This is a genomic window from Actinomadura sp. NTSP31 (genome assembly GCF_041951385.1).
Taxonomy (GTDB): Bacteria; Actinomycetota; Actinomycetes; order Streptosporangiales; family Streptosporangiaceae; genus Spirillospora; species Spirillospora napierensis.
The window spans coordinates 383,808-408,841 of the sequence record NZ_JBGNUT010000004.1; the positions used below are offsets into that span (position 1 = coordinate 383,808).

Below are 25,034 nucleotides of genomic sequence, written 5' to 3' on the forward strand. Positions count from 1 at the left end.
GGCGGCGACGCGGGTAGCGGGCGGGTGACGGATGAAGGGGAGCCCCGTGAGCACGATCACCGAGTCGGTCAACGTCACCGTCCCGATCCGCGTCGCCTACGACCAGTGGACGCAGTTCGAGGAGTTCCCGCGGTTCATGGAGGGCGTCGAGGAGGTCCGCCAGCTGGACGACGCCACGCTGCACTGGACCGTCCGGGTCGCCGGGGCCGTGCGCGAATTCGACGCGCGGATCACCGAGCAGCTGCCCGACGAGCGCGTCGCGTGGACGTCGCTGGAGGGCCCGGCGCACGCCGGGGTGGTGACGTTCCACCGCCTGGACGACGACACCACCCGCGTCACCGCGCAGATGGAGTTCGCCCCCGAGGGGTTCGCGGAGAAGGCCGGCGACAGGATCGGCATGCTCAACCACCGGGTCAAGGGCGACCTGCAGCGCTTCAAGGCGTTCATCGAGGCGCGCGGCGTGCAGACGGGCGGGTGGCGCGGCAAGGTCGACCGTCCCGGGCCCTGACCGGGCACGGAACGCCGGGGCCTGGCCGGGGCCGCTTGGCGTGATCGGTACACTGGACGCCGCGCTCTCGGGGGAGAGGCGCGACGGCGGTGGGGCCCGCCGTCCCCGCGACGGGGGAGAACCGCGGTGCGCGCCGCCGACGGTCCCTACCGGTGACCTGTGTTCCCGCTGGTGGGAGTGTGCCGTGCCCGACGCCGTGACAGGCCGTCCCGTCGATCCCGACGTCGATCTCAGCGTTCCGCTCCAGCGGTACGAGCTGCGCCGGGCGCCCTGGGCGACGCTCGCGTCGATCGCGGCGGGCGGGGTCCTCGGGGCCCTCGCCCGGTACGGGTTCACCGAGGCGCTGCCGTACCGCCCGGGGGAGTTCCCCTGGCCGGTGTTCTGCGTCAACGTGTCCGGCTGCCTGGCGATCGGCGCGCTGATGGTGCTGATCACCGAGGTCTGGCGGGCGCACCGGCTCGTCCGGCCGTTCCTCGGCGTCGGGGTGCTGGGCGGCTACACCACGTTCTCCACGCACGTCGTCGACTTCCAGAAGGCCGTGTCCGCCGGGGCGCCGGGCGTGGGACTGTCCTACCTCGGGGGGACGCTCGTGGCCGCGCTCGCCGCGGTGTTCGCGGGCGTCCGGCTGACCCGCCTCGCCGTCCGCGCGCGCCGGAAGGAGCGCTCATGAGGGTCCAGGGCACGGCGCCGCGGCCGACCGGCTCCGCCGGCGAGAGCGTGCTGCGCGGGTGCGAGGAGGCGTGACCGTCCTGCTGATCGCGCTGGGGGCGGCGCTGGGCGCGCCGCTGCGCTACCTCACCGACCGGGCCGTCCAGGCGCGCCACGACTCGGTGTTCCCGTGGGGGACGTTCACCGTCAACGTGGCGGGGTCGGCGCTGCTGGGCTTCCTGGCGGCGCTGCCCGCGACCGGGGGACCGATGGCCTTCGCCGGGACGGGCTTCTGCGGCGCCCTGACGACCTACTCCACGTTCGGCTACGAGACGCTGCGGCTGGCCGAGGACGGGGCCCGCTTCTTCGCGGTCCTCAACGCGGGCGCGAGCATCGCCGGCGGGCTCGGCGCGGCGTACTGCGGCATGGCCCTCGCGCAGGCGTTCACGGGCTAACCGCCCGCCGCCGCGACCATGGCGCGGCCCAGGCTCGCTGACCGAAGGACCTGGCAGAACCTGGCCGGCGAGTGGGCCGCGAAGTAACTGTGCCCCCTCGGCCCATTCGGTAAACCGCCAGGTGTCTCACTGCCCCTGACATGGGAATGCCGTCCCCGGGTAGCAGGCATCAGTGGACCACCGATGGGAGGGATCGAGATGACTCGCAGGAGCCTGCTCGCGGCGCCGCTCGCCGCCGCCGCGGTCGCCGCGGCCGCCGCGGGCTGCGGAGGCGGGACGAGCCACGACGCCGTGCCGGCCGCGGCCTCGTCGCCGGCGTCCGTCCCCGCCGCGCCGCCGAACGCCTCCACCGCGCCGGTGTCGGACCAGGACCGGACCTGGCTGCGCGACGCCCGGCAGGCCGACCTCGCGGAGATCTCCGCCGGCCGGCTCGCCCAGCAGAAGGGGACGACCGCCCAGATCAAGTCGCTCGGCGCGATGCTCGTGCAGGACCACACGGCGGCCGACGGGAAGCTCACCGCGACCGCGTCCCGGCTCGGGGTGGAGGTGCCGAACGCGCCGTCCAACGTCCAGCTCCAGCAGGCGGACGACCTGAAGAGGGGCTCAGGACGCGGGTTCGACCGCGACTGGCTCAGCGCGATGATCGGCGGGCACGAGCAGACGATCGCCAAGACCCGGACGGAGATCGCCAAGGGATCGTCCCCGGAGGTGAAGAACCTGGCCTCCAGCGTGCTGCCGGCCCTGCAGAAGCATCTGGCGAACCTGCAGAAGGCCCAGGGCGGCTGAGCGCGGCGTGCGGGCACTGGTGACCGGATGGCCGAGCTTCCTGCACGGCGAGGCGACGGCGGGGGACGTCCTGGCGATGGAGGCCGTCCGGCGGGCCCTCGACGGCGCCGGGATCGGCTGCGACCTGGCCTGGAGCCCGGTGTTCCGGCCGGGCGGCCTCGACCTCGACCGGGCGGAGCCGTCCGGCTACACCCACCTGGTGTTCGCCTGCGGGCCGCTGCACGGCGCCCAGATCGAGGAACTGCACGCCCGGTACGCGCGCTGCCGGCGCGTCGCGGTCGGGGTGTCCGTCATCGATCCGGACGACCCCGCCGTCACCGGCTTCGACGCCGTCCTGCCGAGGGACGACCCGCGGGCCGCGCCGCGGCCCGACCTGGCGGCGCTGCCGGAGAGCGCGCGGGTGCCCGTCGCGGGCGTCGTCCTCGCCCCGGGGCAGCGCGAGTACGGGACGCGCCGCCGCCACGACCGCATCCAGGCCGAGCTCACCGGGTGGCTCGCCGGCCGCGAGTGCGCGCGGCTGCCCCTCGACACCCGGCTCGACCCGCGCGACTGGCGGCTGTTCTCCACCGCCGCCGAGCTGGAGTCCGCGCTGCGCCGCCTCGACGTGGTCGTCACCACCCGGCTGCACGGGCTCGTCCTGGCGTTGAAGAACGGCGTCCCCGCGCTGGCCGTGGACCCGGTGGCCGGCGGCGCCAAGGTCGCCGCGCAGGCGCGCGCCTGGTCGTGGCCGGCGCTGGTCACCAGCGGCGAGCGGGACGAGCCGCCGCTGCTCGATCCGGCGGAGCTGGACCGGTGGTGGCGGTGGTGCCTGTCGCCGGAGGGCGCCGGCCGGGTCCCCGCGGGTCCCCCGTCCGACGCCCTCCTCGCCGACCTGCTGGCCGCCCTGCGCGCCTAGCCGCGCGGCCTAGGCCGGGCGGCTAGGCCGGGCGGGCGACGAGCAGTTCGCGGGAGAACCACTCGATGGTGGAGCGCAGCCCCTCCTCGATGCCGAACCGCGGACGCCAGCCGAGCACCTCCTCGGCGAGCGAGGTGTCCGGCCGCCGCACCTTCGGGTCGTCCTGCGGGCGGTCGACGAACCGGATCCGCGACGGCGACCCGGTCAGCTCGATGATCACCCGGGCGAGCTCGGCCATCGAGATCTCGTAGGGGCTGCCGATGTTGACCGGCCCCGGGTGCTCGGACATGGCGAGCGCGATGATGCCGCGGACGGTGTCGCACACGTGGCAGATCGACCGGGTCTGCGAGCCGTCCCCGGTCACGGTGATGTCCTCGCCGGTCAGCGCCTGCCGCAGGAACGTCGGGATCGCCCGGCCGTCGTCGGGGCGCATCCGCGGCCCGTAGCTGTTGAAGATCCGCACGATCGCGGTGTCCAGGCCGCGGGAGTGCCGGAACGCCGACGTCAGCGCCTCGCCGAACCGCTTGGCCTCGTCGTAGACGCTGCGCGGCCCGACCGGGTTGACGTTGCCCCAGTACGTCTCCGGTTGCGGGTGCACCAGCGGGTCCCCGTACACCTCGGAGGTGGAGGCCAGCACGAACCGGGCGCCCTTCTCCTCGGCGAGCTCCAGCGCGTTGCGGGTGCCCTGGCTGCCCACCTCCAGCGTCTGGATCGGGTAGCGCAGGTAGTCGGCCGGGGACGCCGACGACGCCAGGTGGAACACGTAGCCGACGTCGCCGGGCACGTGCACGGGCTCGGTCAGGTCGCGCCGGAGGAACCGGAAGTCCCGCCGGTCGGTCAGGTGCGCGATGTTGCGGGACGTCCCGGTCAGCAGGTTGTCCAGGCAGACCACCGAGATGTCCTGCGCCAGCAGCGCCTCGCACAGGTGCGAGCCGAGGAAGCCGGACCCTCCGGTCACGACGGCGCGGGGATGCCTCATCAGTTCCTCCTAAGCGTGTAGCGTGAGCGCCTTCCCGGCGGCCTCGACGGCCTCGTCCGCGGAGATCTCCAGCAGACCCGGGTGGGGCTCGCGGCCGTGCGGGTCGCCGCACCGCCCGGCCCACAGCACCCGGTGCTCGGCGCGGTCGGGGGGACCCCACCGCGCGGGCGGCGTCGGCCCGAACAGCAGCACCGACGGGGTGCGGAAGGCGGTGGCGAGGTGCGCGACCCCCGTGTCGCCGCACACCACCAGCCGGGCGGCCGCGACGAGCGCGGCCAGCTCCGGCAGGTGGGTGCGGCCCGACAGGTCGTCATGCGGATCCAGCCCGGCGAGCTCCACGACCTCGCGCGCGAGCGGCGCCTCGCCGGGGCCGCCGGTGACGACGACGCGTTCGCCGCCGGCGCGCAGCGCCGCCGCGACCGCCGCGAACCGCTCGGCCGGCCAGCGCCGCGCCGGGAACGCGGCGCCGGGGTGGACGACGACGGCGCCGGGCGCCGGCGAGACGGCCGGCGGGGGCGCCAGGTCCAGGTCGCCGGGGTCGGCGTCGAACCCGTAGGCGCGCACCAGCCGGCACCAGCGCGCCACCTCGTGCTCGCCGGGGTCCCAGTCCGGGCCGTCGGTGTGCAGCGCGCCGGTGTGCGCGAACGCCAGCAGCCGGCCGGGCCGCAGCGCCGCCAGCAGCCGGTGGCTCTGCGGGCCCCGGCCGTGCAGGTTGACCGCGACGTCCACGTTCCCGGCGGGCGGCAGTGGGCCGAGGCCCGCGTCCGCCGGCAGGACGTCGTCGACCGCGCCGGTGGCCAGGGCCAGCGGCGCCAGCGCGGGCGGCGCGGCGAGCGTGACGCGCGCGCCGGGCATCCCGCGCCGCAGCGCCCGCAGCGCGGGCACGGCGGTGAGCAGGTCGCCCAGCCCGAGCGCCCGCAGCACCAGCACGCGGCGCGCGGCCGTCACGGCCACGAGGTCTCCTCCGACTGGCACACCACCATCTCGCGGACCTCGCAGCCGGGCGGCTGCGCCAGCGCGAACGCGATGGCGGCGGCGACGTCCTCCGGCTTGTTCAGCTTGGCGTCCGGGCCGGGCTTGTACTGCTCGGTGCGCCCCTCGAAGAACGCGGTGTCCATCCCGCCCGGCACGATCATCGTGACGGCGACCTTGCCGGCCAGCTCGGCGGCGAGGGCGCGGCTGAACCCGACGACGCCGAACTTGGACGCGCAGTACGCGGTGGCGTCGCTGACCGCCCGCAGCCCCAGCGTCGAGGCGATCGTGACGATCCGCCCGCTCGGCTCGTTCTCCAGGTAGGGGAGCGCGGCCCGGATCACCGCGGCGGTGCCGAGCAGGTTCACCTGGACGACCCGCTCCCAGTCCTCGGCGGGCACGTCGCACAGGGTGCCGCACGCGTCGGTCCCGGCGGCGGTGACGACCGCGCCGAGACCGCCCGCCGAGCGCGCCAGGCCGTGCACGGCGCGCTCGGCGCAGCGCCGGTCGGCCAGGTCGGCCTGCATGTGCTCGAAGTCGTCCTTCGGAGGGTGCCGGTCGAGGATGAGGGGCCGTCCTCCGTCGTCGGCGACCTTCCGTGCGACGGCCGCGCCGAGTCCGGAGGCCCCGCCGGTGATGAGGACGTTCATGACGCGTTTCCCTTCGTGGTGGACAGCAGGCGCGTGGTCGAGCGCCCTTCCAGCAGAGGCAGCAGGACCACCTCGCCGTTGTGGGCCCGGACCGTCTCGGCCTCGGGCAGGATCGTCCCGGCGTAGTCGGCGCCCTTGACCCAGACGTCGGGGCGCAGCCGCTCCAGCAGCGGCGCCGGGGTGTCGTCGTCGAACACGACCGCGGCGTCGACGTCGCTGAGCGCCTCCAGCACCCGGACGCGGTCCGCGGCGGGCGTCACCGGGCGGGTCGGGCCCTTGCGGCGGCGCACCGACGCGTCGGAGTTGACGCACACGACCAGGCAGTCGCCGAGCCGCCGGGCCTGCTGCAGCATGCTGACGTGCCCGGCGTGCAGCAGGTCGAAGCAGCCGCCGGTCGCCACGACCGTGCCGCCCGCGCGCCGCGTCCGCTCGACGACGTCCCAGGCGTCCTCCCCGCGCTCGGGGACGAGCCGGGCCGAGCCGGTCTCGGCGAGCTGCGTCGCGACGGCCGCCGCGGCGCCCGCCCGGACGAACTCCGACGCGCGCCGCACGCCCTCGGTGACGGCGCCGGCGAGCGTCCCGCCGTCCGCGAGCGCCTCCACCGTCCCGGCCGCGAAGCTGTCGCCCGCGCCGCAGGAGTCGCCGCGCGCCGGTTCGGCGGGCGCCAGGAACGGCGCCTCCGACCCGTCGCACAGCAGCGCGCCCTCGGACCCGAGCGTGACCGCCACCCCGTCCAGGCCCCAGGACCGGCCGAGATGCCGGCCGCGCCGGCCCGCCGCCGACAGCCCGAACCCGGTGATGTCGGCGCCGTCCGCGGCGGCGAGCCGGGCCGCCTCCTCCTCGTTCGGGGTGAGCAGCCGGGTGCCGGGCACCGGCGGCTCGCCGCGCGGGTGCGGGTCCCACACGATCGGGACGCCGCGCGGCAGCGCGCTCAGCAGCGACCGGACGGCGCGGTGCCGGGTCACGCCCCGCCCGTAGTCGGAGACGAGCACCGCGCCCGCCCCCGCGATCGCGTCGGTGACGCGCGGACCGACGGGCCCGTCGAGGGCCTGCCCTTCCCCGGCGTCCAGGCGCGCCACCGACTGGCCTCCCGACCTGATGCGCAGCTTGCAGGGCGTGCCGCCGTGCAGGTGGAACGCGGCGACCTCCACGTGCCGCTCCAGCATCGCGCGCAGCCGCCGCCCCGGATCGTCGTCGGCGAGCGCCGTGACGAGCACGACCTCCCGCCCGTCCGCCGCCGCGAGCAGGGCGGCCAGGCCCGCGCCGCCCGGGCGCGGGCGCTCCTCCGCCTGCTCGACGACCGGGACGGGCGCGTCCGGGCACAGCCGGCTGCTCGTGCCGACGATGTCGACGTCGAGCAGGACGTCGCCCACCACGACCAGTGGTGCGCTCATCTGGTCACCCCCAGCGCGTCGTCGACCACCCCGCACAACAGGTGCACCGCGGCGAGGTGGATCTCCTGGACGGTCGACGTCGTGTCCGCCCGCACGGTGATGGCGTCGTCGCAGGCGTCGGCGAGCGGGTTCGGGCCGGGCCCGGTGACCGCCCACGCGGTCATCCCGAGCTCGCGCGCCCGGTCCGCCGCCGCGATCACGTTGGGGCTGCGGCCGCTGGTCGACAGGCACACCAGCACGTCCCCCCGGCGGCCGTGCGCCTGCACCTGCCGGGCGAACGCGTGCACCGCGCCGTAGTCGTTGCCGATCGCGGTGAGCGACGAGGTGTCGGCGTGCAGCGGGATCGCCGACAGCGGCCGCCGCTCGTCCTCGAACCGGCCGACCAGCTCGGCCGTCAGGTGCTGCGCCTCCGCGGCGCTGCCCCCGTTCCCGCAGGCCAGCAGCCGCCCGCCGGCGCGCAGCACGCCCGCCAGGCGGCGGCCCCACGCCTCGATGGTGGGGACCTGCGCGCGGAACTCCAGCGCCGCCTCGGCGAGCGCCTCCAGCCGCCGGTCCTGCGCCGTCGCGGTCCGCGTCCGCGCGATCCGTTGCGTGGTCGTCGTCATCAGGCGGCCACCCCGCTCAGCGCGGCGGCGCGCTCGTAGACGCCGGCGGTGTCGGCGGCGACGCGCGCCCAGGAGTAGCGGTCGCGGGCGTGGTCGGCCGCCGCGAACCCCATCGCGGCGCGGCCCGCCGGGTCGTCCAGCGACGCGCGGATCGCGGCCGCCGCCGCCTCCGGGTCGCGCGGCGGGACCAGCACGCCGGTGACGCCGTCCACGACGGTGTCCAGATGGCCGCCGACGGCGCTGGCCACGACGGGCACGCCGCACGCCATCGCCTCCAACGGCACCATGCCGAACGGCTCGTACCACGGCAGCGTCACCACCAGGCTCGCCGACCGCAGCAGCGGCGGGACCTCGTCGCGGCCGAGCCGGCCGAGGAACTCCACCCGGTCCGCGACGCCCGCGTCCCGCGCGACGCGCCGCAGCCGGCGCACCTCGGGGTCGCCGGCCAGGCCGCCCCGCGGCGGCCCGCCGGCGACGGCGAGCTCGGCGTCCGGCAGGTGCGCCAGCGCCCGGATCGCGGTGTCCACGCCCTTGCGCTCGACCAGCCGCGACAGCACCACCAGCCGGTGCCCGCGGCGCCCGTTCGAGCGGTGCCCGTCCGGGGTGAACAGCCCGAGGTCGACGCCGCAGGGCACCACCGAGATCCGCTCGCGCGGCACGTCCATCGCGGCCAGCTCGGCGACCTCGTCGGCGCAGGTGGCGATGACGGCGTCGGCGGCGCGGCCGATCGAGCGCTCCAGCCGGAGCCGCGACGCCGGGCTGGTGTCCTTGCCGCCCTGGTGGCGGCGCTTGACCGTGCCGAGCGCGTGGTAGGTCTGCACCACCGGGACGCGCCGCGACGAGGGCGGCGCGGCCGCCTGCACCGCGGCGAGGCCGCTCATCCAGAAGTGCGCGTGCGCCACGTCCGGCGGCTCGGCGGCCCAGCGCCGCTCCAGGTAGGTCCCGAAGTCGCGCATCCAGGGCAGCAGGTCGTCCTTGGCGACGTGCTCGGCGGGCCCGGCCGGGACGTGCTCGACGGTCACGCCGGGCGCGAGCCGCACCCGGCGCGGCAGGCCGGGCGAGTCCCGCCGCGTGTAGACGGTGACGCAGTGGCCCTGGCGGCCGAGCTCGGACGCCAGTTCCGCGACGAACACGTTCTGGCCCCCGCCGTCCGCGCCGCCCAGCCCGCCCTTGGCGGCCAGCGGGCTGGCGTGCTCGGAGATCATGGCTATTCTCATCGCGTTACCTCCGTGAGAGTTCGCTCCCAGTCGCGCAGGAACCGCGGCAGGCCGTAGCGTTCGACGGCGTACGCGCGCGCCTCCTTGCCCATCTGGCGGGCGCGCGGCGGGTCGGCTGCCAGGGTCCGCACGGCGTCGGCCAGCGTGGCGACGCGCGTGGACAGCACCCCGGCCTCCGGCGGCACCGCCTCGACCGCCTCGGTGGTGGCGAGCGCCACCACCGGGAGGCCGAGCATCATGGCCTCGATCAGGGCGAGGCCGAGCGAGGTCCACCGGTAGGGGTGGACGTAGACGCGGCGGCGGGCGAGTTCGTCGTGCATCCGCGCCTGCGGCAGGTCCTCGAACGTCCACAGCGACTCCGGCGCGATGCCGAGCGCCTCCGGGACGCCGGTGACGTTCATGCCGAACAGGTCCAGGGGGACGGCGCGGGCCAGGCCGGCGAGCAGGTCGGTCCCGGCGACGCGGCCGCGCCGCAGCGGGTCGTTGATGACGACGCCGGCGCGCGGCATGTCGCCGGTGCAGCGGTATCCGGGGTCGACGACGCCGTGCTCGATGACCGTGGTCGGGGCACGGCCGCAGTTCCAGAACAGCTGGTTGAAATGGGTGACGTGCACGACCGGGATGTCGTCGCGGTCGTGCAGGAAGTGGCGGCTGTCGGGGACGACCTCCTCGGGCAGGCTCGCGTCCGAGGGCGTCCTGCGGGGGGTGTCGTGCTCGACGTAGACGGCCGGGACGTCCCGTCCGGGCCGGCGGCCCAGCCATTCCTCGGCCAGCTTCAGCTCGTGGGGGCGCTGCAGCACGACGACGTCCACGTCCTCGTGCCGCAGCCGTTCGGGCGTCACCTCGACGGCGCGGTCGGGCCAGGTGAAGGTGTCGGGCCTTCCCCTGCCGTCGGGGCCCCGGTCGGGGGTGACGGGGACGAGCGTGGTCTGCGGGCCGTGGACGAACGACGTCGCCCAGGAGCCGTGCACGTGCCAGAGCAGGACTCTCATGGGGCGGGCACCTCCTCTCGGCGTGCTCCTTCGGGGTCGGTCGCGACGACCTCCACCGCGGCGGCGACCTCGTCGGCGGTCACCGAGGCCAGGCAGGGGTGGCCGTCGACGGGGCATTCGCGGGCGCGGCTGTCCTTGCAGGGCGCGCCCTGGTCGCCGAGCAGCGCCATCGGCACCCCGAACGGCGCCCAGCGGGCGGCGGGGACGGTCGGCGCGAACAGCGACACGACCGGCGTGCCGACGGCGGCGGCGAGGTGCGCGGGGCCGGTGTTGCCGGCGACGGCGGCGCGGGCGCCGCGCAGCACCGACGCCAGTTCCGGCAGGGAGGTGCGGCCGCCCAGGTCGAGGCCGTCCTCGCCGGCGACGAGCGCGGTCAGCTCCTTCTCCTCGCCGTGCCCGGTCACCACCACGCGGTGGCCCGCGGCGCGCAGCGCCCGGACGGCCTCGGCGCAGCGCTCCGGCGGCCATGCCCGCGCCGGGACGGACGTCCCCGGATGCACCACCACGTAGCCGGCGCCGCCGGTGAGGTGGTCGGTGTCGGGGAGCGGCCCGCGCACCCGCAGCCGGGTGTCGGCGGGCGCCGGGAACCCGGCGTCCTCGGCGAGCGACAGCATCCGCAGCGGCTCGGGCACGTCGCCCTCGGGACGGTGCCGCAGGTCCAGCAGCGAGCCGGGGTAGTCCTCGCTGATGCCGCCGATCCAGGGGGTGCCGGCGAGGCGCAGCAGCAGCGCGAGCGGCAGCGGCGACTGGTGGAACGAGGTGAGGATCAGCGCCCGGTCGAAGCCCGCCAGCCGCTCGACGGCCCCCTCGATGTCGGCCCGGTCCACCGGGTCCGGCTCGGGGTCGATCCAGGGCGCGCGCCACTCGATGACCTCGTCGACGCCGGGCAGCAGGTCGGCGGCGGCCCGGCCGCGCGGCCCGCACAGCAGCGCGACCTCGTCCGCGCGGGCGGCGACCGCGCGGATCGCGGGCCCGGCGAGCAGCACGTCGCCGATGTTGTCCTGGCGTGCCAGCAGCACCCTCATCGCGCCCGCCTTCCGCCGAGGACCAGTGCGACGGCGGCCTCCAGCGTCGGCGCCGTCTCCAGCGCCCGCGCGATCTCCGCCGGCCGGGTCCGCCCGGTCGGCACGAGGATCCCGCGCGCGCCGGCCGCCGCCGCGGCCTCGATGTCGCGGCCGATGTCGCCGATGACGGCGCAGTCGGACGGCAGCGCGCCGAGCCGCCGCGCGGCGCGCTCGATCATCCCGGGGCGGGGCTTGCGGCACTCGCAGCCGTCGTCGCCGTCGTGCGGGCAGAACTCCCACACGTCGATGCGGCCGAGCAGCTCCTCGACCCGCGCGTTGACGCGCCGGACGTCGCGGACGGTGATGCGCCCCTTCGCCACGCCCGACTGGTTGGACACCACGCCGATCCGCACGCCGTGGCGGCGCAGCCGGTCCAGTGCCCGGCGCGCGCCCGGCATCGGCTCGACCAGTGCCGGGTCGCCGTTGTAGGGGACGTCCCGGATGAGGGTGTCGTCGCGGTCGAACAGCACGACCCGCGGCCCGCCCCACGGCTGGGCGTCGCGGTGCAGCAGCAGGCCCCTGATCCGGTGCCGGACGGCGGCGGGCGGGATGACCGCGCTGGTCACCGCCATCTTCAGCACCTCGCCGGGCGTCCGGGGCCCGGGGCGGACGCGGTCGGCCGTGAAGCGCGCGGTCGAGAGCGCCCACGCGCCTCCGGCCGCGGCCGCGACGCCGGCGGCCGCGCGGTCGCCGCGCAGCGCGGCGACCGCCGCCGCGGCGGTGAGGCCGGCCGCGGTGGTCATGGCGTGGCGGCGCAGCATCCCCTTGCCCTCGCCCGCGCGGGCCCGCCAGCCGCCGCCGTGGACCCGCCACATCAGGACGTCGTCGGCGTTGCCGGCCTGGGCCCGCACCGACGCCCAGAACCCCGCCGGACGCACCGGATGCGTCACGTGCCGCTCGCCGCGCACGAGGTCGTGCCCCGCGTCCAGGGCGCGCAGGGCGAGGTCGGCGTCCTCCCGGTAGGCGCGGCGGAACCGCTCGTCGAAGCCGCCCAGCTCGGCGAGGACGCCGCGCCGGTAGGCCATGTCGGCGGTGATCCAGTCGGCGCCGGCGAGCCCGGCGGTGTTGCGCTCCCAGTCGGTGGGCCGGCGGTCGTCCGGCAGCGGCACGGTGACGCGGCCCTGCGAGCCCGCCGCCTTCGGCGGCAGCCCGGACAGGTCGGCGTTCAGCCGCCGCGTCCAGTCGGGATCGGGGACGACGTCGTCGTCCAGGAAGGCGACCCACTCGGTGGCGGCGGCGCGCCAGCCGGCGTTGCGCGCGGCGGCCGGGCCGCGCCCGCCGGAGCGGATCACCCGGATGCGCCGCCCGCCCGAGTCCGGCAGCGGCAGCGGCGCGCCGTGCGCGGGCCGGTCGTCCACCACGATGATCTCGTGCGGAGCGGGTCCCGGGCCGCCGGCGATCGACTCCAGCAGCGCGTCCAGGACGGCGCGCAGGCTCGGCCTGCCGATCGTCGGGACGACGACGGTGCAGCTCATCGGGCGTGCACCTCCCGGCGGCGGACGACGTAGGGGCCGATGGCCAGCAGGTCGACCGGCGCGGAGCCGAAGCACTCCAGCGCGTCGCGCGGGTCGTCGACCATGGGCCGCCCGGCGGTGTTGAGGCTGGTGTTGACGACGACCGGCACGCCGGTGCGCCGCCGGAACTCCTCCAGCAGCCGCGCGACGAGCGGCTCGTGCGCGGCCTCGACGGTCTGGATCCGGGCGGTGCCGTCCACGTGGACGACCGCCGGGATCCGCTCGCGCCATTCGGGGCGGACGCGGTGCACGAACAGCATGTACGGGCTCGGGATCGGGCCCTCGAAGATCTCCGTCGCGTGCTCCAGCGCGACCATCGGCGCGATGGGCCGGAACTGCTCGCGGCCCTTCACGTCGTTGAGCCGCTCGACGTTGGCGGCGTGACCGGGGTGGGCGAGCAGCGACCGGTGCCCCAGCGCGCGCGGGCCGAACTCCGAGCGGCCCTGGAACCAGGCGACGATCTCGTTGCGGGCCAGCGCCTCGGCGACGGTCGCCGCGAGGTCCGCCGGCCGCTCGTAGGGGACCTTGGCGGTGTCGAGCCGCCGCGCGAGCTCGGCGTCGTCCCATTCCCGGCCGAGGTCGGCGCCCGGCATCGCGGTGACCCGGTCGCCGCCGCCCTGCGCGAGGTGGAGCGCGGCGCCGAGCGCGGTGCCCGCGTCGCCCGCCGCCGGCTGCACCCAGATGTCGTCGTAGGGCCCGTCCTGGGCGAGCCGCGAGTTCGCCACGCAGTTCAGCGCGACGCCGCCGGCGAGCATCAGCCGGCGCGAGCCGGTCCGGTCGTGCAGCCACGCCGCCAGGTCCAGCAGCACCTCTTCGAGCCGTGCCTGGACGCTGGCGGCGAGGTCGGCGTGGTCGCGGGTCCACTCGCCGTCGGCCGTCCGCGCCTTGGCGAGCGCGCCCCAGTCGATCGGCGCGACCGCGAAGCCGCCGTCGCCGGTGGCGACCACCTGCTCGCGCAGCTCGTCCAGGAACCGGGGCTCGCCGTAGGAGGCCAGCGCCATCACCTTGTACTCGTCGCTGGAGCGCAGGAAGCCGAGGTGCTGGGTGAGGTCCTCGTACATGAGGCCGAGCGAGTGCGGCAGGCGCTGCGCGTGCAGCGTGGTCAGCACCCCGTCGCCGTAGGATCCGGCGAGGTGCGAGTGCGACTCGCCGCGCCCGTCCAGCACGAGGACGTCGCCGTCGCCGGGGCCCGGCGCGGCCAGCGCGGCGGACGCGGCGTGCGCCACATGGTGCGGGACGTACCGGACGATCCCGGGGTCGAGCCCGGGAAGCGCCGTGGAAAGGAAGTTCGGGGCGCGGCGCGCGTAGAGCGTCCGCAGCCGTTCCCACTGCTCGTCGTGGCCGCCGAGGCCGGGTTCCACCAGGTCCGGGTCGTAGGAGTAGGCGACGGCGTCGAGGTCGCCGGGCTCCAGCCCGGCCTGGTCCAGGCACCACCTGGCCGCCTGCTCCGGAAGTTCCCAGGCGGAGAAGGCGACCGGCCGCTTCCCGTGCTTGCGGCGGCTGAAGCGTTCCTCCTCCGCCGCGGCCACGACCGTCCCGTCCACCACGAGGGCGGCGGCCGGGTCATGGAATATCGCGTTGATTCCGAGCACGCGCATGTAGTCAGCCCCGTTTCGGCGCAGCGTTCGGTGGAGTGGCGATGCCGTCCGTCCTGGGCATCGGCCCTGGGGATGTCGTTGGGACCAAATCCCCTATAGGTGATTTGGTGCATTACCGGGGAGTCGGGCTCTAAACGCTGAGGGGGAAAAAGCCGCTGGTGAGCGAAGTGACAGCTGAGGGAGGTGGGCGCGGCACATGGAGGCGCCCGGCGCGGGTACGGGGCGTGCCATGCGCTGCACCCTCGTCGTGATCACCCGTGACCGCCGGCGCTCCCTGCTGGCGACCCTCGCCCGGCTCCGCGCGCTGCCCGAGGCGCCCCCCGTGATCGTGGTGGACAACGCCTCGCGGGACGGGGCGCCCGACGCCGTCGCCGAGGAGTTCCCGGAGTTCCGGCTGATCCGGTCCCAGCGCAACCTCGGCGCCGTCGCCCGCAACCTCGCCGTCGACCACGTCCGGACCCCGTACGTGGCGTTCTGCGACGACGACACCTGGTGGGAGCCGGGCGCCCTGCCGCGCGCCGCCGCCCTGCTGGACGCCCACCCGCGGCTCGCGGTCGTCACCGGCCGCATCCTGGTCGAGCCCGGCGGGCGCGAGGACCCCATCGTCCCGGAGCTGCGCGACTCGCCCGTCCCGGGGCCGTCCTGGCTGCCGGGCCCCGCGCTCGGCTCGTTCCTGGCCGGGGCGTCCATGCTGCGGGCGGAGGCGTTCCGGCAGGCCGGCGGGTTCTCCTCCCGGCTGTGGCTGGGCGGCGAGGAGGAACTGCTCAGCGCCGACCTGATGGCCCTCGGCTGGCACCTGTGCTACGCCGAGGACGTCGTCGTGCACCACGAGCCGTCGCCGCTGCGCGAGGCCCACCTGCGGCGCCGGCACGGCATCCGCAACACGCTCTGGTTCACCTGGCTGCGCCGCCCGCTGCCGGTCGTGCTGCGCCGCACGGCCGGGCTGCTGCGCACGCTGCCGCGCGACCGCGTCACCGCGGGCGCGCTCGCCGAGGCCGCCGCCGGGCTGGGCTGGGTCGCCCGGGAGCGCCGCGCGCTGCCGCGCGACGTCGAGGCCAGGCTGCGCAGCCTGGAGGAGGCGCAGCGGACGTCCAAGGCCCGCCGGTACGTCAGCTGAGAACGGGAGGGAGCCCATGACCGACGTCACGATCGTGGTCGCGACCCGCGACCGGGCCGACGAGCTGCGCCGCAGCCTCGCCCGGCACACCGCCCCGGTGATCGTGGCCGACAACGCCTCCGCCGACGGCACCGCGGAGGTCGCGGAGGCGGCCGGGGCGCTGGTGCTGCGGCTGCCCCGCAACCTCGGCGCCGCCGCCCGCAACGCCGGCGCGCGCGAGGCCGCGACCCGCTACGTCGCCTTCGCCGACGACGACTCCTGGTGGGCGCCCGGGTCGCTGGAGCGGGCCGTGGAGATCCTCGACGCCCACCCGCGGACCGCGCTGCTGGCCGCCCGCGTCCTCGTCGGCGAGGAGGAGCGGCTGGAGCCGGTTTCGGAGGAGATGGCGCGGTCCCCCCTCGGCCGGCCGGACGGCCTGCCCGGCCCCGCGATCCTCGGCTTCCTCGCGTGCTCGGTGATCGTCCGCCGCGACGCGTTCCTCGACGCCGGGGGCTTCTCCGACGTCCTGCACTTCGGCGGCGAGGAGGAGCTCCTCGCGCTCGACCTGGCCGCCGCCGGGTGGGGCCTGGCCTACGCGCCGGAGCTGGTCGTGCACCACCATCCGTCCAAGAGCGGCCGGAACCCGGCGGCGCGGCGGCGCAGGGAGGTCCGCAACCGGCTGCTGACCGCCTGGCTGCGCCGCCCGTTCCCGGCGCTCGCGCGGGCGGCCGCCGCGTCGCTCGGCAGCCGGGACGGCCGGGCCGGGCTCGCCGACGCCGCCCGCGCGCTGCCCGCCCTGGCCCGCGCCCGCCGCCCCGTCCCGCCCGCCGTCGAGGCCGCCCGCGCCCGCCTCGGCGGGTACTGACGTTTGGCGCGGGCGGACCGGGTAGGGCCGCGGTGGTACGTCCGACCCCGCGACGGGAGGAGGCGCGGATGCGCGCCCTGGTGATCAACTGCACGCTCAAGCGCTCGCCCGAGACGTCGAACACCGAGGCCCTCGCCGCGGTCGTCGAGGAGGAGCTGCGGGCGCGGGGCGTGAAGGTGGAGAGCATCCGCGCCGTCGACCTCGACATCCCGCCCGGCGTGCAGACCGACCTCGGCCCCGGCGACCCGTGGCCCGGCATCCACCGGACGCTGCTGGAGTCGGAGATCCTGGTGATCGCCTCGCCGACGTGGGCGGGGCATCCGTCGTCGGTCGCCCAGCGCGTCATCGAGCGGATGGACGCGATGCTGTCGGAGACCGACGACACCGGGCGCCCCGTCGCCTTCAACCGGGTCGCGGGCGTCGTGGTCACCGGCAACGAGGACGGCGCCCACCACGTCATCAGCGAGATCAGCGGTGCGCTCAACGAGTTCGGCTACACCATCCCCGGCCAGGCCTGGACGTACTGGAACCAGGGCCCCGGCCCCGGGCCGAGCTACCTGGACGCCGAGGAGGGCCGGGAGTGGTCGGCGAGCACCGGCCGGGCGATGGCGTCCAACCTGGTGGCGGTGGCGGCCGCGCTCGCCGAGCACCCGGTGCCCGCGCCCCCGTCCTGACCCGGTCAGGCCCCGCTGGCGCCGACCCGGTCGCGGGCCCGGTCGCGGGCCAGCAGCACCGTGCACACGGTGCCCGCCAGCGCGACCGCCGCCATCGCCCATCCGGTGCCGTACTCGGCGTGCCGGGTGGAGCCGCTCGACTCGGCCGCGGTGAGGAACAGCGTCCCGATGGTGGCCACGCCGACCACCTGGCCGATCTGCATGAGGGTCAGCAGCAGCCCGCTGGCGTCCGCCGCGTCCTCCGCCGGGACGTGCTCCAGCCCCGCCGTCATGATGATCGACATGACTCCGAGGCCGAAGCCGATCACCGCGGTGAGCAGCTCGTAGGGGACGCCGCCGCCGGCCAGCGGGCCGATGCACAGGTAGCCCGCGGCGGCGATCGCGAACCCGACGGGGATCACCCGCCGGTGCCAGCGTGCGGGCAGCCGCTGCCAGTTCAGCCCGACGATCGCGAACGCGGCGACCGACGGGACGAACGCCAGCCCCGACTCCAGCGGCGACATCCGCAGGTCGCCCTGCAGGTGCAGCGTGGTGGTGAACAGGAACGACCCCCAGGTGCCCGGCGCGAGCACGATCGCCCCGCAGGCCGGCAGCAGCCGCGGCGCCCGCAGCACCCGGGGCGAGATGAGCGGGCGGCCGCCGCGCGCCGCCGCGCCCCGCTCCACCACGACGAACGCGGCCAGGAACGCGGCGCTCGCCGCCAGCGAGGCCCAGCCCCACAGCGGCCAGCCCAGCTCGTGCCCGAGGATCAGCGGGACGACGAACAGCAGCACCGCGGGCGACAGCGTCAGCAGCCCCCGGAGGTCGAGGTCGCCTCCCCGCGGCCCGGTGTCGCGGGGCAGCAGCCGGGGCCCGGCCGCCAGCAGCGCCGCGCCGATCGGCACGTTGACGAGGAAGACCGCCCGCCAGCCGGTGCCGAGCAGGTCGGCGCTCACCAGCAGGCCGCCCGCGGCCTGGCCGACCACCACGCCGCCCGCGATGACCGCCGAGTAGAGGCCGAGCGCGCGCCCCCGCGCCGCACCGCTGAAGCTCCGCTGGATCATCGACATGACCTGCGGCGTCATCAGTGCCGCCCCGGCGCCCTGCAGGAACCGGAACCCGATCAGCGGCCCGGTGGACGGCGCGAGCCCGCAGGCCAGCGACGTCACCGTGAACACGGCGAGGCCGGTGAGGTACATCCGGCGGTGCCCGGCGATGTCGCCGAGCCGCGCACCGGTGATCAGCAGGACCGCGTAGGAGATGGTGTAGCCGGCGACGATGAGCTGGAGCGCGGCGCCGGAGGCGTGCAGGTCCGCCCGCATCGTCGGCAGCGCCACGTTGACGATGTTGACGTCGAGGATGGCCATGAACTGTCCCAGCAGCAGGAGGCCGAGCGTCAGGCGGCCGGGACCGTTCCGCACGTCCCGTTCCGGGACGACCCCGCGCAGATCGGTTGTCTGTGTCATGGATACGAGCCTGGCGCGCCACCGGTACCGGTAACGAGATCCCCTTGATACTGGTACTGACAGCACCTGGCAGCGACCCCGGGCAGGAGGCAGGCTGGAACCGTGACGATGACCGGCGTGGAGACGGGACGGAGGGCGCCGCGGCGCCGCACCGAGCTGGCGGCGTTCCTGCGGAACCGGCGCGAGCGGATCAGCCCGCACGAGGTCGACCTGCCGCCGGGCCCGCGGCGCCGCACCCCGGGCCTGCGCCGCGAGGAGGTCGCGCAGCTCGCCGGCGTCGGCGTGACCTGGTACACCTGGCTGGAGCAGGGCCGTCCGATCAACGCCAGCACGCAGGTGCTGGACGCGGTGGCCCGCACGCTCCGGCTCGACGGCGCCGAGCGCGAGCACCTGTACCGGCTGGCCGAGGTGCCGGAGGCGGAGCCGCCGGACGAGACCGAGCACCTGCCGGAGGACACGCAGGCGATCCTGGACGCCCTGCTGCCGATGCCGGCGTCGGTGTGCAACGCCCGCTCCGACGTGCTGGCCTGGAACGCCGCCTACGCGGCGATCTTCCCGCACGTGGTGTCGGCGGCCCCGTGCGACCGCAACACCATGTTGATCACCTTCACCCTGCCGCCGTGCTGCAACCCGATCGAGAACATGGCGGAGGAGATGCCGATGCACGTCGCGGTGTTCCGGTACCGCTACAGCAGGTACATGGACGAGCCCGGCTGGAAGGAACTGGTCCAGCGGCTCCAGGCGGCCAATGCCGAGTTCAGGCGGCTGTGGGCCGACCACGACATCGCGATGCCGGGGCCCCGGATCAAGGTGTTCCGGCACCACGCCGTGGGAAGGATCCGCACCCGCGCCACCAGCATGGACATCACCGGGTCCGCGGGCGCCCGGCTGGTCGTCTACACGCCGACCGACGAGGAGAGCCGCGCGCGGGTCGGGTGGCTGCTCGCGCACCCCGAGCAGGCCGCCCCGCCCCACCGCCACTGATCAGCGGTGGCGGGCGCGGCGGGCCACCACGACCAGGTCGGCCGCCGCGATGACCGCGACGGCCCCGCAGACCGCCGCCGCGCCCCAGGTCGCGCCGCCGCCGTCCCGGTTCGCCACGATCGCGAAGACGACCGCGGCCGCCAGCGCCGCGGCGAGCGCGATGCCGGACAGGACCGCCCGCAGCCCCAGCGCGCTGCGGGCGGTCAGCGGCTCGCCGCCCGGCGGCCAGTCCTCGTCCTCGTCCTCCGGCGGGCGCCCGTCGCCCTCCGGACCGCGGCCGTCCCCGGTCACCGGGCGAACGTGCCGACGAGGGTCCCGGACGCCACGACCCGGTCCTCGACGGCGTCCCTCAGCTCCTCGGCGGTGAAGCCGTCCCGCAGCCCGGACGGCTCCGACAGCGCGTAGAGGCGGAAGAAGTACCGGTGCGGGTCGTCCCCGGCCGGCGGCTTCGGCCCGCCGTACCCCTCGGTCCCGTAGTCGTTGCGGCCGAGCACCGCGCCCGTGGGCCGCTCGCCGGCGTCCAGGCCGGTGGTGACGGGGTCGATCCCGGCGACCAGCCAGTGCGCGAACGTGCCCGCCGGCGCGTCCGGGTCCTCGCAGGCCAGCGCCAGCTCGACCACCTGCTCGGGGGCCGGCGACCACTCCAGCGGCGGCGAGACGTCGCCGCTGTCGTGCGAGTACTCCGACGGCATGAGCGTGTGGTCGTTGAATGCGGTACTGCGCAGCGTCATCTCTTCCATGCGGGCGTCGTGCCCGGTGCGCGGACGACGATGCACGGCGCCGGAGGGTTCACCCGGCGCTGGAGGCCGCCCAGATGTTGATGCCCGCCTCGACCGCGTCCCGGTCGATCGCCGCCAGCTCGTCCTCGCCGAACTCGAGCCGGTCGAGCGCGGCGAGGTTCTCCTCCAGCTGCGCGACGCTGCTGGCGCCGATCAGCGACGACGTGACCCGCGGGTCCCGCAGTGACCAGGCGAGCGCCATCTGCGCGAGCGACTGGCCGCGGGCCCGGGCGATCTCGTCGAGCCGGCGGACGTGCCGGACGTTCTCCTCGGTGAGCAGGTCGCTGGAGAACGAGGTGTTCCTGCTGGCCCGCGAGCCCTCCGGGATGCCGCCGAGGTACTTGCCGGTGAGCATGCCCTGCGCCAGCGGGGAGAACGCGATGCAGCCGACGCCCTCCTCCTCGAGGGTGCCGAGCAGGCCGCCCTCGATCCACCGGTTCAGCATCGAGTAGGACGGCTGGTGGATCAGCAGCGGCGTCCCCATCTCCCGCAGGATCCGCGCGGCCTCCGCCGTCCGCTTCGGCGAGTACGACGAGATCCCCGCGTACAGCGCCTTGCCGGACCGGACGGCGTGGTCCAGCGCGCCCATCGTCTCCTCCAGCGGCGTTTCCGGATCGAACCGGTGGCTGTAGAAGATGTCGACGTAGTCCAGCCCCATCCGCTTCAGCGACTGGTCCAGGCTCGCCAGCAGGTACTTGCGCGACCCCCACTCCCCGTACGGGCCGGGCCACATGTCATAACCGGCCTTCGTCGAGATGACGAGCTCGTCCCGGTAGGGCGCGAGGTCCTCCCGCATGATCCGGCCGAAGTTGGTCTCCGCGGACCCGTAGGGCGGCCCGTAGTTGTTGGCCAGGTCGAAGTGCGTCACCCCGAGGTCGAACGCGCGCCGCAGGATCGCCCGCTGGACGTCGATCGGGCGGTCGTCGCCGAAGTTGTGCCACAGCCCCAGCGAGATGGCGGGAAGCCGCAGCCCGCTGCGCCCGCACCGCCGGTAGGGAAGTCGTTCGTATCGGTCGCCGTCGGCCGTGTAAGTCATGCCCACAAGTATTTCAGCCCGCTCTCGCCGCCGGACCGCCGGTGATCGTCCGGCGGTGGCGGCGCCCGCCGGTCAGGGCTCGGGGAGTTCTCGTTTGAGGACCTTGCCGGCGGGGTTGCGGGGGAGGGTGTCGAGGAAGACGACCTCGCGGGGGACCTTGTGGCGGGCGAGGTTGGCGGCGACGTGCTTCCGGACGTCGTCGGCGGTGAGGCCGTCGGCGACGACGAAGGCGCGCAGGCGGTGGCCGAACTCCTCGTCGGGGACGCCGACGACGGCCGCCTCGGCGACGGCGGGATGCGCGGCCAGCAGATCCTCGACCTCGCCCGGATGGACGTTCTCCCCGCCCGAGACGATCATGTCGTCGGCGCGGCCGTCCACGTGCAGCCGGCCGCCGGAGTCCAGGTGGCCGAGGTCGCCGACGGCCATCAGGCCGCGGACCTCCTCCTTGCCGCCCCCGCCGGTGTAGCCGCCGAAGCGGGCGGGGGAGTCGACGAAGATCCGGCCGGTGGCGCCGGGCGGGACGGGGCGGTCGTCGTCGCCGAGGACCGCCACCGTCGTCCCGGCGGGCGTGCGGCCGACGCAGCCGGGGGCGGCGGCGAGATCGTCCGGGGTGGCGATGGCGATGCAGGACGCCTCGGTCGAGCCGTAGAAGTTGTACAGGACCGGCCCGAACGCCTCGGCGGTGCGGCGGCCGAGGGCCGGGTCGAGCCGCGCCCCGCCGGTCATGATCACCTTGAGCCGGGACAGGTCGCCGGCGTCGAGCGCGGGGGAGGCGAGCAGCCGGTTCAGCATCACCGGGACGGCGATCAGCGACGTGCAGCGGTGCTCCGCCAGGTCGTCCAGGACCTGCGCGGCGTCGAAGCGGCGGCGGAGCACGAGCGTGGAGCCGAGGCCGATCGCGAGGACGGCGCAGGTCAGCCCGAACCCGTGGAAGAGCGGCGGGCCGACGAACATCGCCTCGCGGCCGCGGAACGGGACCTTCGACAGGATGCCGCCCGGCAGCGCCATCGACGGCGACTGCGAGCGCGGCGCGCCCTTCGGGCGGCCGGACGTGCCGCTGGTGAGGATCACCATCGAGCCGTGCCGGGACGGGGCGGGCGGGGGAGCGGGGTCGCCTTTCGCGATCAGCTCTTCGAGGTCGGCGTCGGTGTGGCGGGGGAGGTCGAGGCCGCCGGCGACGGCCGCGAACTCCTCGTCGTGCACCAGGACGGTCACGCCCTCGCGGGAGACCGCGTCCTGTAGTTGCGGGGCGGCGAAGTCGGTGTTGAGGAACAGCACGGACGCGCCCGTCTTGGCCGCCGCCGACATGGCCTCCAGCAGGCCGCGGTGGTTGCGGCACAGGATGCCGACGGTGGAGCCCGCGCCGACGCCGCGTGCCCGCCACGCGTTGGCGAGGGCGTTGCAGCGCCGATCCAGGTCCGCGAACGTCAGCGGGCCCTGCTCGTCCACGAGCCCGACGCGGCCGGGGAATCGGTGCGCCGGCAGCGACGTGGCGGCGCCGAGCGGCCCGTACGCGCGCAGGGCGCGGCCGGTCGCCCGCAGGGCGGCCGGCGGCATCGGGCCGACCATCCCCGCGCGGACCGCGGCCCGCAGCCCGTTCAGCTCGGCGGACACCCGGGAGAGCGTGACCATGCGCGCAGCGTAGTGACAGGGGAACAGATTCACAAGATCTGTCCCTTTGTCCGCTCGGCGATTCCTCCCGGCAGGGCGCCATGTCGACAAAGAAACCCCGGTGCGGCTGTCATGTCTGCCAGGCGTGAACGGACGCCGATCGTGGCAGGAAGAACCAGAGATACGCGGACGAGGAGGTCCCGGTGGTCGTGCTGCGCAGCTATGTGTCGGGTTCTTGGCGTGCTCCGGAGGACGAGGGCGCGCCGTTGCACGACGCCGTCACGGGGGAGGAGATCGCGCGGATCTCCTCGGCGGGGATCGACATGGGCGCCGCCCTGCGCCACGGGCGGGCGGTCGGCGGCCCGGTGCTGCGGGAGCTGACCTTCCACCAGCGCGCGTCGCTGCTGAAGGCCTTGGCCTCGCATCTGAGGGAGCACCGGGAGGAGCTGTACGCGCTGTCGGCGCGGACGGGCGCCACCCTCGGCGACTCCAAGTTCGACGTCGACGGCGGCATCGGCGTGCTGTTCGGCTACGCGAGCAAGGGCAAGCGCGAGCTGCCGAACGACACGGTGCTGGTGGAGGGCGCCGTCGAGCCGCTCGGCAAGGGCGGCACGTTCGTCGCCCAGCATCTGTGCACGCCGTCGCACGGCGTCGCCGTGCAGATCAACGCGTTCAACTTCCCGGTGTGGGGACCGCTGGAGAAGCTCGCGCCCGCCTTCCTCGCCGGCGTGCCGAGCCTGATCAAGCCCGCGAGCCAGACCGCGTACCTCACCGCCCGGCTGGTCGAGCTGATCGTCGAGTCGGGGCTGCTGCCGGAGGGCAGCGTGCAGCTGGTCTGCGGCGGCCCCCGCGACCTGCTCGACCACCTGACCGAGCAGGACATCGTGGCGTTCACCGGCTCGGCGTCCACCGCGAGGCTGCTGCGCACGCATCCCGCGATCGTCGGCAACGCCGTCCGGTTCAACGCCGAGGCCGACTCGCTGAACTGCTCGGTCCTCGGCCCGGACGCGGCGCCCGGCACCCCCGAGTTCGACCTGTACGTCAAGCAGCTCGTCGCCGAGATGACGGTCAAGGCCGGGCAGAAGTGCACCGCGATCCGCCGCGCGCTCGTCCCCGCCGCGTTCATCGACGACGTCACCGAGGCCGTCCGGGAGCGGCTGGCGAAGGTGACCGTCGGGAACCCGGCCGACCCGGACGTGCGGATGGGCGCGCTCGCCACCCTCGACCAGCGCGAGGAGGTCCGCCGGTCGCTCAAGGCGCTGACGGACGCGGGCCGGATCGTGTTCGGCGACCCCGAGCGCGTCGAGGTGAAGGGCGCGGACGCCGAGCGCGGCGCGTTCATGTCCCCGGTGCTGCTGCGCGCCGAGGACACCGGGCGCGCCGAACCGCACGAGGTCGAGGCGTTCGGCCCGGTCAGCACCCTCATGCCGTACGCGGGCACGGCGGACGCCGTCGCGCTGGCGGCGCGCGGCCGGGGCAGCCTCGCCGGGTCCGTGGTCACCGCGGACCCCGGGTTCGCGCGCGAGATCGTCCTCGGCCTGGCGCCCTGGCACGGGCGGCTGCTGGTGCTGAACTCCGAGGACGCCAAGGAGTCCACCGGCCACGGGTCGCCGCTGCCCGCGCTCGTCCACGGCGGGCCCGGGCGCGCCGGCGGCGGCGAGGAGCTGGGCGGGATCCGCGGCGTCGTGCACCACATGCGGCGCACCGCCGTCCAGTCCGGGCCCGCGATGCTCACCGCGCTCACCGGCCGCTGGGTGCCCGGGACCGACCGCACCGTCACCGACGAGCACCCGTTCCGCAAGCACCTGGAGGACCTGCGGGTCGGCGACACCGCCGTCGGCGGGCCGCGCGTCGTCACGCTCGAGGACGTCGAGCACTTCGCCGAGTTCACCGGCGACACCTTCTACGCCCACACCGACGAGGAGGCGGCGCGGGCCAACCCGCTGTTCGGCGGACGGGTCGCGCACGGGTACCTCGTCGTGTCGTTCGCGGCGGGCCTGTTCGTCGACCCCGACCCGGGCCCGGTGCTGGCCAACTACGGGCTGGAGAACCTGCGGTTCCTCACCCCGGTCAAGCCCGGCGACGAGCTGACGGTGACGCTCACCGCCAAGCAGATCTCGCCGCGCGAGGGCGCCGGCCACGGCGAGGTCCGCTGGGACACCGACGTCACCAACCAGGACGGGGCGTCCGTCGCCAGGTACGACGTGCTGACGCTGGTGGCCAAACGGTCCGAGCGCGGCTAGAACGGGAAGGGGCGTCCGCGGGGA

At 75.7% G+C, this 25,034-nt stretch carries 25 protein-coding genes; 10 read left to right on the top strand and 15 right to left on the bottom strand.

The features are described from left to right. Positions 1–46: 46 nt before the first annotated feature. From ACA514_RS09230 to ACA514_RS09250, 5 genes are all read left to right on the top strand, one after another. Positions 47–508 carry an SRPBCC family protein gene (locus tag ACA514_RS09230; RefSeq protein ID WP_375040605.1) on the top strand — a complete coding sequence of 154 codons (462 nt, stop codon included), beginning with the start codon at positions 47–49 and terminating at the stop codon, positions 506–508. A gap of 184 nt (positions 509–692) precedes the next feature. Next, positions 693–1,178 carry a fluoride efflux transporter FluC gene (locus ACA514_RS09235; protein WP_375040606.1) on the top strand — a complete coding sequence of 162 codons (486 nt, stop codon included), beginning with the start codon at positions 693–695 and terminating at the stop codon, positions 1,176–1,178. A gap of 70 nt (positions 1,179–1,248) precedes the next feature. Then, positions 1,249–1,611, top strand: a complete 363-nt coding sequence (locus ACA514_RS09240) for a fluoride efflux transporter FluC (protein WP_375040607.1) — start codon at positions 1,249–1,251, stop codon at positions 1,609–1,611. Positions 1,612–1,809: 198 nt separating this feature from the next. Beyond that, positions 1,810–2,397, top strand: a complete 588-nt coding sequence (locus tag ACA514_RS09245; RefSeq protein ID WP_375040608.1) for a DUF4142 domain-containing protein — start codon at positions 1,810–1,812, stop codon at positions 2,395–2,397. Positions 2,398–2,404: 7 nt separating this feature from the next. Further along, positions 2,405–3,292 (top strand): polysaccharide pyruvyl transferase family protein, encoded by an 888-nt coding sequence (locus ACA514_RS09250; RefSeq protein WP_375040609.1) that lies wholly within the window; start codon positions 2,405–2,407, stop codon positions 3,290–3,292. A 22-nt stretch (positions 3,293–3,314) separates the two neighbouring features. Here ACA514_RS09250 and ACA514_RS09255 read toward each other — a convergent pair whose 3' ends face one another. The 10 genes from ACA514_RS09255 to ACA514_RS09300 are packed head-to-tail and all read right to left on the bottom strand — an operon-like array spanning position 3,315 to position 14,277. Next, positions 3,315–4,271, bottom strand: coding sequence for an NAD-dependent epimerase/dehydratase family protein (locus tag ACA514_RS09255; protein WP_375040610.1), 957 nt, complete (start codon positions 4,269–4,271; stop codon positions 3,315–3,317). A 9-nt stretch (positions 4,272–4,280) separates the two neighbouring features. Then, positions 4,281–5,225, bottom strand: a complete 945-nt coding sequence (locus tag ACA514_RS09260; protein WP_375040611.1) for a glycosyltransferase family 9 protein — start codon at positions 5,223–5,225, stop codon at positions 4,281–4,283. After that, positions 5,216–5,893: an SDR family oxidoreductase gene (locus ACA514_RS09265; protein WP_375040612.1), complete on the bottom strand. Its 678-nt coding sequence runs from the start codon at positions 5,891–5,893 to the stop codon at positions 5,216–5,218. Before ACA514_RS09265 ends, ACA514_RS09260 begins: the two co-directional genes overlap by 10 nt. After that, the gene (locus ACA514_RS09270; protein WP_375040613.1) at positions 5,890–7,287 is read right to left on the bottom strand and encodes a PfkB family carbohydrate kinase; all 1,398 of its coding nucleotides are present in this window, start codon (positions 7,285–7,287) and stop codon (positions 5,890–5,892) included. Before ACA514_RS09270 ends, ACA514_RS09265 begins: the two co-directional genes overlap by 4 nt. Continuing rightward, positions 7,284–7,892 carry an SIS domain-containing protein gene (locus ACA514_RS09275; RefSeq protein ID WP_375040614.1) on the bottom strand — a complete coding sequence of 203 codons (609 nt, stop codon included), beginning with the start codon at positions 7,890–7,892 and terminating at the stop codon, positions 7,284–7,286. Before ACA514_RS09275 ends, ACA514_RS09270 begins: the two co-directional genes overlap by 4 nt. Beyond that, positions 7,892–9,097 (bottom strand): glycosyltransferase, encoded by a 1,206-nt coding sequence (locus tag ACA514_RS09280; RefSeq protein ID WP_375040615.1) that lies wholly within the window; start codon positions 9,095–9,097, stop codon positions 7,892–7,894. Before ACA514_RS09280 ends, ACA514_RS09275 begins: the two co-directional genes overlap by 1 nt. 8 nt (positions 9,098–9,105) lie before the next feature. Continuing rightward, on the bottom strand, positions 9,106–10,101 hold the full coding sequence (locus tag ACA514_RS09285) for a glycosyltransferase family 4 protein (RefSeq protein ID WP_375040616.1): 996 nt from the start codon (positions 10,099–10,101) through the stop codon (positions 9,106–9,108). Further along, positions 10,098–11,126, bottom strand: coding sequence for a glycosyltransferase family 9 protein (locus ACA514_RS09290; RefSeq protein WP_375040617.1), 1,029 nt, complete (start codon positions 11,124–11,126; stop codon positions 10,098–10,100). The genes ACA514_RS09285 and ACA514_RS09290 overlap by 4 nt, the downstream gene beginning before the upstream one ends. Next, complete coding sequence (locus ACA514_RS09295) at positions 11,123–12,640, bottom strand: HAD-IIIA family hydrolase (RefSeq protein ID WP_375040618.1); 1,518 nt, start codon at positions 12,638–12,640, stop codon at positions 11,123–11,125. The genes ACA514_RS09290 and ACA514_RS09295 overlap by 4 nt, the downstream gene beginning before the upstream one ends. Then, positions 12,637–14,277: a carbamoyltransferase gene (locus tag ACA514_RS09300; RefSeq protein ID WP_375040619.1), complete on the bottom strand. Its 1,641-nt coding sequence runs from the start codon at positions 14,275–14,277 to the stop codon at positions 12,637–12,639. The genes ACA514_RS09295 and ACA514_RS09300 overlap by 4 nt, the downstream gene beginning before the upstream one ends. Before the next feature lie 229 nt (positions 14,278–14,506). Between ACA514_RS09300 and ACA514_RS09305 the strand changes: the two genes are divergently transcribed. The 3 genes from ACA514_RS09305 to ACA514_RS09315 all read left to right on the top strand — a co-directional run bounded on the left by ACA514_RS09305 (position 14,507) and on the right by ACA514_RS09315 (position 16,912). Further along, on the top strand, positions 14,507–15,394 hold the full coding sequence (locus tag ACA514_RS09305) for a glycosyltransferase family 2 protein (protein ID WP_375040620.1): 888 nt from the start codon (positions 14,507–14,509) through the stop codon (positions 15,392–15,394). 16 nt (positions 15,395–15,410) lie between these two features. After that, complete coding sequence (locus tag ACA514_RS09310) at positions 15,411–16,238, top strand: glycosyltransferase family 2 protein (RefSeq protein WP_375040621.1); 828 nt, start codon at positions 15,411–15,413, stop codon at positions 16,236–16,238. Positions 16,239–16,306: 68 nt separating this feature from the next. Beyond that, positions 16,307–16,912: a flavodoxin family protein gene (locus tag ACA514_RS09315; RefSeq protein WP_375040622.1), complete on the top strand. Its 606-nt coding sequence runs from the start codon at positions 16,307–16,309 to the stop codon at positions 16,910–16,912. A gap of 5 nt (positions 16,913–16,917) precedes the next feature. On the opposite strand, the gene ACA514_RS09320 is transcribed toward ACA514_RS09315, so the two are convergent. Further along, positions 16,918–18,357 (bottom strand): MFS transporter, encoded by a 1,440-nt coding sequence (locus ACA514_RS09320; RefSeq protein ID WP_375040623.1) that lies wholly within the window; start codon positions 18,355–18,357, stop codon positions 16,918–16,920. Between the two features lie 108 nt (positions 18,358–18,465). Here ACA514_RS09320 and ACA514_RS09325 point away from each other — a divergent pair, with 108 nt between their 5' ends. Further along, positions 18,466–19,341, top strand: a complete 876-nt coding sequence (locus tag ACA514_RS09325; protein WP_375040702.1) for a helix-turn-helix transcriptional regulator — start codon at positions 18,466–18,468, stop codon at positions 19,339–19,341. Here the strand turns inward: ACA514_RS09325 and ACA514_RS09330 are convergent, their stop codons facing one another. The 4 genes from ACA514_RS09330 to ACA514_RS09345 form a co-directional block, all read right to left on the bottom strand. Continuing rightward, complete coding sequence (locus tag ACA514_RS09330; RefSeq protein ID WP_375040624.1) at positions 19,342–19,632, bottom strand: DUF6343 family protein; 291 nt, start codon at positions 19,630–19,632, stop codon at positions 19,342–19,344. It abuts the gene before it with no gap. Next, positions 19,629–20,117: a YbhB/YbcL family Raf kinase inhibitor-like protein gene (locus tag ACA514_RS09335; protein WP_375040625.1), complete on the bottom strand. Its 489-nt coding sequence runs from the start codon at positions 20,115–20,117 to the stop codon at positions 19,629–19,631. The genes ACA514_RS09330 and ACA514_RS09335 overlap by 4 nt, the downstream gene beginning before the upstream one ends. A gap of 13 nt (positions 20,118–20,130) precedes the next feature. Continuing rightward, positions 20,131–21,156: an L-glyceraldehyde 3-phosphate reductase gene (gene mgrA, locus ACA514_RS09340; protein ID WP_375040626.1), complete on the bottom strand. Its 1,026-nt coding sequence runs from the start codon at positions 21,154–21,156 to the stop codon at positions 20,131–20,133. A gap of 72 nt (positions 21,157–21,228) precedes the next feature. Continuing rightward, positions 21,229–22,788, bottom strand: a complete 1,560-nt coding sequence (locus ACA514_RS09345) for an AMP-binding protein (RefSeq protein ID WP_375040627.1) — start codon at positions 22,786–22,788, stop codon at positions 21,229–21,231. Between the two features lie 182 nt (positions 22,789–22,970). On the opposite strand from ACA514_RS09345, the gene paaZ reads away from it, so the two are divergent. Further along, positions 22,971–25,010 (top strand): phenylacetic acid degradation bifunctional protein PaaZ, encoded by a 2,040-nt coding sequence (gene paaZ, locus ACA514_RS09350; RefSeq protein WP_375040628.1) that lies wholly within the window; start codon positions 22,971–22,973, stop codon positions 25,008–25,010. The last annotated feature ends 24 nt before the right edge of the window (positions 25,011–25,034 follow it).